The 5,493-nt window shown below is 55.2% G+C and carries 6 protein-coding genes; all 6 read right to left on the bottom strand.

The genetic code is table 11. The features are described 5' to 3' along the window. Positions 1 to 1,521: TRAP transporter fused permease subunit (locus QNK41_RS18375; RefSeq protein WP_319259829.1), on the bottom strand; the 1,521-nt coding region annotated here is incomplete at its 3' end. 167 nt (positions 1,522 to 1,688) lie between these two features. Continuing rightward, complete coding sequence (locus QNK41_RS18380; RefSeq protein WP_319259832.1) at positions 1,689 to 2,666, bottom strand: TAXI family TRAP transporter solute-binding subunit; 978 nt, start codon at positions 2,664 to 2,666, stop codon at positions 1,689 to 1,691. A gap of 150 nt (positions 2,667 to 2,816) precedes the next feature. Further along, positions 2,817 to 3,590 (bottom strand): IclR family transcriptional regulator, encoded by a 774-nt coding sequence (locus QNK41_RS18385; RefSeq protein ID WP_319259835.1) that lies wholly within the window; start codon positions 3,588 to 3,590, stop codon positions 2,817 to 2,819. 41 nt (positions 3,591 to 3,631) lie between these two features. Next, positions 3,632 to 4,141, bottom strand: coding sequence for a rubrerythrin family protein (locus QNK41_RS18390; protein ID WP_319259838.1), 510 nt, complete (start codon positions 4,139 to 4,141; stop codon positions 3,632 to 3,634). Positions 4,142 to 4,383: 242 nt separating this feature from the next. Continuing rightward, the gene (locus tag QNK41_RS18395) at positions 4,384 to 4,896 is read right to left on the bottom strand and encodes a cupin domain-containing protein (RefSeq protein WP_319259840.1); all 513 of its coding nucleotides are present in this window, start codon (positions 4,894 to 4,896) and stop codon (positions 4,384 to 4,386) included. A gap of 12 nt (positions 4,897 to 4,908) precedes the next feature. Next, on the bottom strand, positions 4,909 to 5,493 hold a 585-nt coding region (locus QNK41_RS18400), incomplete at its 5' end, for an AMP-binding enzyme (RefSeq protein ID WP_319259842.1).

Here is a 5,493-nt window from a genome sequence, read left to right on the forward strand (position 1 = left end):
GGGCAGCCCCATGCCAAGAATGATCGAGGCAAACACCGAAAAAAGCAGCGTCAGAAAGAGGTGCCCGCCGGCCGCCTCGGTAATCAGGGTGGCCATTTTAAGGCCCAGTCCGGTCAGGGTGACCACACCGATGATGATGCCACAGCAGGCACAGGCGGCGGCGATACCGGCCATGTTGCGGGCCCCGGTTTCAAGGGATCCCAGGATCTCCTCCCGGCTTCTTCTAAGGGCAAACCCCCGGCTGTCTTGAAGGTAAGCGGCATAAGCCAGGTCCTCGCTCTCAACGCCCATCCGGACGTAACCGGGAAAAAGGCGCTGGCTGCGGTAGATGTTGTTGCCGATGGCCACTACGCATCCGGCAAGGATCGACCAGGAGGCCGCCGTAGTCGGTGTCCACATGGTCACCAGCAGCAGCCAGATCAGCAGGATCAGCGGTATGAGAAAGTGCAGGCCCGATATCAGGGTCTTGATCATGGGCGGGCACTCCTCCTTGGTCAGCCCCCGGATATTCTCCTTGATCGCCTCCAGGTGAACGATTGAGAAGATGGCCGTATAAGACAGGATCGCCGGGATAAAGGCTGCCTTGACGATCTCGAAATAGGGAACGCCGATGATTTCGGCCATGATGAAGGCGGCCGCGCCCATGATGGGCGGCATGAGCTGGCCGTTGGTGGATGCGGCGACTTCCACGGCACCGGCCACGTGGCTCTTAAAACCCACTTTTTTCATCAGCGGGATGGTCATGGCGCCGGTGGTAACCGTGTTGGCGATGGAGGAACCCGATATGGATCCCATGGCGCATGAGGCCACAACGGCTGCTTTGGCCGGCCCCCCCCGGAATCTACCCATCATGGCAAAGGAGATGTTGATCAGGTATTCGCCGGCACCGATCTTGTCCAGAAAAGCACCGAATAGCACGAACAGGAAAACAAAAGTTGCCGATACCCGCAGCGGCACCCCCCACAGGCCTTCCCCGGTCATGAAAATATGGTCGATAATCCGTTTGACGCGAAATCCCCGGTGGCCCATATCTCCGGGGAGATAGGGCCCCAGAAAGGCGTAAAGCAAAAAGATGATCGTGATGATGGGCAGAATGGGCGATATGCTGCGGCGGGTGGCCTCCAGCACCAGTACAATCAGGACACCGCCAATGATCAGGTCGTACAGGGCAGCGTCGCCCACGGAGGTGACCACATGGTCATAGTTGACAAACAGGTACAGGGCAGTCGCCCCGCCCAATACAGCCAGGAAGATATCTGATGCCGAGATGTGGTGGCGCGGGGATTTTTTCGATCTGGGATTACAAAGGTAGCAGAGTACCAAGGCAAACGTCAGGTGAATGGACAGTTGTCTGGAGCCGGGCAGTTCTCCGAAGAATCCGGTATAAATCTGAAACAGGGACATACAAACAGCAATGGCAAAAACGATATGGCCCGCCAAACCGGTCAAGACACGCGCACCGCCCTCCGATGCCTGGGCCATTTCCTTGCTGGCTTCAATGTCCTGAGTCTCCTGTTTCACCACAACCGTCCCTCCTTATCTGCAATCGTAATTCTCAACACGGACTATCCACACGACCATATTCCGATAGAACCGCCGCGGGATGGCTGAAGCCGGCCCGCGGCGGCAATCGTTACGGGTTATAAAAACGCTTTAATATCAGTTAATAAACCGTTTCTGGATGAATACTACTTGATCCCTTTTTCCTTAAAGTACTTCTCAGCACCCGGATGCAGGGGGATGCCCATACCGATCAGGCCTTTTTCCATTTCGATGTCCTTGAATTTGGCATGCGCTTTTTTCAACTGTTCCAGATCCGCGTATACCGCACTGAGAATCTTGTAGACGATGTCCGCTTCCAGGTCCGCCCGCGCCGACAGCATGGCCATTACCGATACGGTGGCAACATCTGCATCGTTGCCCTTGTATGTACCCGCCGGCACCATCTGTTTGGCGTAGAAGGGGTAGCTCTTGATCAATTTATCCGCATTGGCGCCTGTGATCGGCACGATATTCATGTCCACGATCAGGGAGGTGTCCATGATAACGGCTGCCCCGAGGGCGACCGTAAAAAACGCGGCATCCAACCGTCCGTCCTTGATGTAGTCTGCCGACTGGGAGGCGGTCAACTGCTCGGCCCTGGCCAGATCTTTCACGCCCAGGCCCCAGGCTTCAAGTATCTGTTTGGCGTTTTCGGTCGTACCGGAACCTACTGGACCGATGGCCACTTTCTTGCCCTTCAGATCGGCTACCGTCTTGATGTTGGAATCCTTGCGGGCAATCAACTGGACGTGTTCCGGAAAAAGCGTACAGACACCCAGAAGGTTCGAAATGGGCTTGTCGAACATCCCTTTTTTTCCATGATAGGCATAAGAGGCGATGTCATTTTGCAGGATAGCAAAATCGGTGTCGCCGGCGCCGATGAGCTTGGCGTTTGCAACGGAAGCACCGGAAGATTCAGCGGTCACCTTGATGCCGTCCTCCTTGAGAGATTTCCAGGCGATCCGCGAGATGGCTCCGGCCATGGGGAAATAGGCGCCGGTGACCCATCCGGCGGCAATGGACACATAGCGTCTCTTGGCTGCGTTAAGCGGCCCTGCCGGGATTGCCAGGGCAACAGCCAGTAAGAGAACAACACTCCATACCATCAATCGTTTTCTTTTCATCTTAACCCTCCTCCAGTTTGTGAAATGAGTTAAACAATAAACGTTGCCGCTCTTTTCCATCACCTCCTTTTTTCAAAATCAGGATTCTTTATGCTTGTTATCGGACAAGCCACCAGCGCACTGATTTGCCGGTGAGTTCTCATCTTTGAATTATCCCATGGCCGATGAAATAAGATCGGCACACTGAACCACCGCCGGAACCATCACTTTTAGCAGGTAATCCTTGTCGTGCCGGGCGGCATTGACCGCCATATTCAATGCGGCCACAGCCTTTCCCTGGCGGTTCAATACCGGTGCCGCAGCCGAAGACAGTTCCGGGGCAAGCTCACCGTTGTTGACGGCAAACCCGCTGCGCCGGACGTGGGCCAGTATCGTCTCGAGTTTGTCCAAATCCGTTACCGTGTCGCCGGTATGCTTCTCTCGGGGGGTACGCCTTAACCGTCTGCGGGCCTCTTCCATGGGCAGCCAGGCCAGAAGTACGCGGCCCATGGATGTGCAGTAGGCCGGTAGCTTCGACCCGATCTCCAGGTTAATACTAAGGATGGACTGGGTTTTGACCCGGTCGATATAAAGGATCTGGTCATCTTCCAGGACCGCCAGATTGAAGGTCTCGCCATATTTCTGACTGGCCCGTACCAGATGGTGGTGGGCGGTATCCCACAACTCCGAGGACTTGAATGCCCCATAACCGAGTTTGAGGACCTTGGGCGTGATCCGATATGCTTTGCGATCCGGTTCCTTTTCGATCAGCTCGATCGCCTGCAGGGTATAGAGGAACCGGTAGGCTGTCGGAAGCGTCACCCCCATGGCTTCGGCTACCTGACTCAAGGTGAGCGGTACCGCAGCATCTGCCATTTTCTCAAGAAGCTTGATCCCGCGCGCCAATGAATTGATGAAATAGCGTTTGTTAATGGAATTTTGCATAGCGAAATATGATTTCGCTATATGAAAGCACATCAAATACGTTAATGCAAGTCGATGGTCTTGAACATCTCTTCGGGTGCACCACATACCGGGCATTTTTTGGGAATTCGTTTATCTGTCACGTAGCCGCACACCTGGCACACATAATATTCCTTTACCGTATCCTTGATCACATTCATGATCGCCCGTTCATACAGCTTGGCATGGAAGCCCTCCGCATCCCGGGCGTGACTGAAGGCCAGCGCGGCAACCGTTTCCCCCTCTTCTTCGGCGATTCTCAAAAACTCGGGATACTCATTCTCGCTGACGGATTTTTCCCGCTGGAAGGATTTCTCCAGATTGGTGTCCGTGTCCTTGACGATCAGGTCTTTGATCAGATTCATCTGCCGTGTGGCATGCACCCGCTCCGCCTCGGCGATGGCGCGGAACAGCAGGGCGACTTGCGGCACCTCTTCCTCGTCCGCCTTTTCCGCATAGGCCAGCAGCCGAAAGTACGCTTTTGCCTCACCGATGAACGCTTTGAGGATGTTGTCCTTGGTCTTGGGTTGCATGACTACCTCCATGGTTTGATAAAGGGTTCGAGGATTCAAGGCGTCGAGGGGTCAAGGATAAGTAAGACATTGATATAGTGAACACCTTTGATTGGCCTTCATTGGGGGTTGCCGGACCGGAAACGTTTGTCCACTTCTCGAGAAGTCCGCTTGAATCCTTGACCCCTCGACCCCTTGAACCCTTTTTGGTATCCCGTTTGATTGAATTCGAAAACCATACCACAAAAATGCCTATACCGCGTTCATTTTCCCAATGGTTCGCGCAGTATCTCCCCGGGCCATTTTTCTTTCACCTTCTCTTCTCCCTGAAAGTAGCGTACCCGCGAACTGCTCTCGAACACCTCAAGCATGGGTAAAATGGCCATCTTGCCGGAGTCGGGATATTCGCAGACGTCGATACCCACCGTGGTTCGAATGTCCAAGTAGACGCAAGGGACGTCGCTGTGGTTATACAGCTGATGGGCGCCGGTGTCTCCCTGCTCGAAAAACACCAGATCCCCGCCGGTGATCGTTTGAAACCCTTCCGGCGTGCGCAGTGTGGCTTCGCCGGAGAGGATCAGGAACAACTCCTCGGCCGCCCGGTGAAAATGATAGGGAAAGGAGAAACGGTCCGGGTCCAGCGAGCGGATGTCGAAATCCAACTGCCGGGCCCCAGCCAGCTTGGCCAGCCGGGGGCTGGTCTGCCAGGCAAAATCAGGCAGACTGGATTTTTTTGCTTCAAATTTAAGTTCCTTGGTGTGAAATACCGTGGGCATGTCAACCCCCTCTCACTTTATCTCCCGGGCTTTAAGTTCTCGGCGCATGATCTTTCCGGTGGCGGTCATGGGCAGACTGTCGGTGAATTCGATCTCCCGGGGATACTCGTGGGCAGCCAGCCGCACCTTGACGAACTGCTGAATTTCCCGGGCCGTTTCCGCCGATGCGTTGCCGGGTTCCTGGAGCACGATGAATGCCTTGATGATCTCGGTACGCACCGGATCCGGTCGACCGATGACAGCCACCATCCCCACGGCCGGATGCTTCATGATACAATCTTCTATTTCCGCCGGTCCGATACGGTATCCGGAACTGGTGATCAGGTCGTCTTTGCGGCCCACGAACCAGAGATGACCGTCGTCGTCCATGTGGGCCAGGTCCCCGGTAAGGCTCCAGTCGTTAACGATTTTTTTCCGGGTGGCCTCCGGATTCTTCCAGTACTCCAGAAACATCACCGGGTCGGGGCTGCTCACGGCAATTACACCCACTGTGCCCGCCGGCAGCGGATGACCGTCCTCATCCACAACCGCCACCGTGTTTCCGGGTATAGCCCGACCCATGGACCCGGGTCGAATGGGCATCACCTCGGAACAATT

The organism is Desulfosarcina sp. (assembly GCF_033791525.1).
In the GTDB taxonomy this organism is placed as follows: domain Bacteria; phylum Desulfobacterota; class Desulfobacteria; order Desulfobacterales; family Desulfosarcinaceae; genus Desulfosarcina.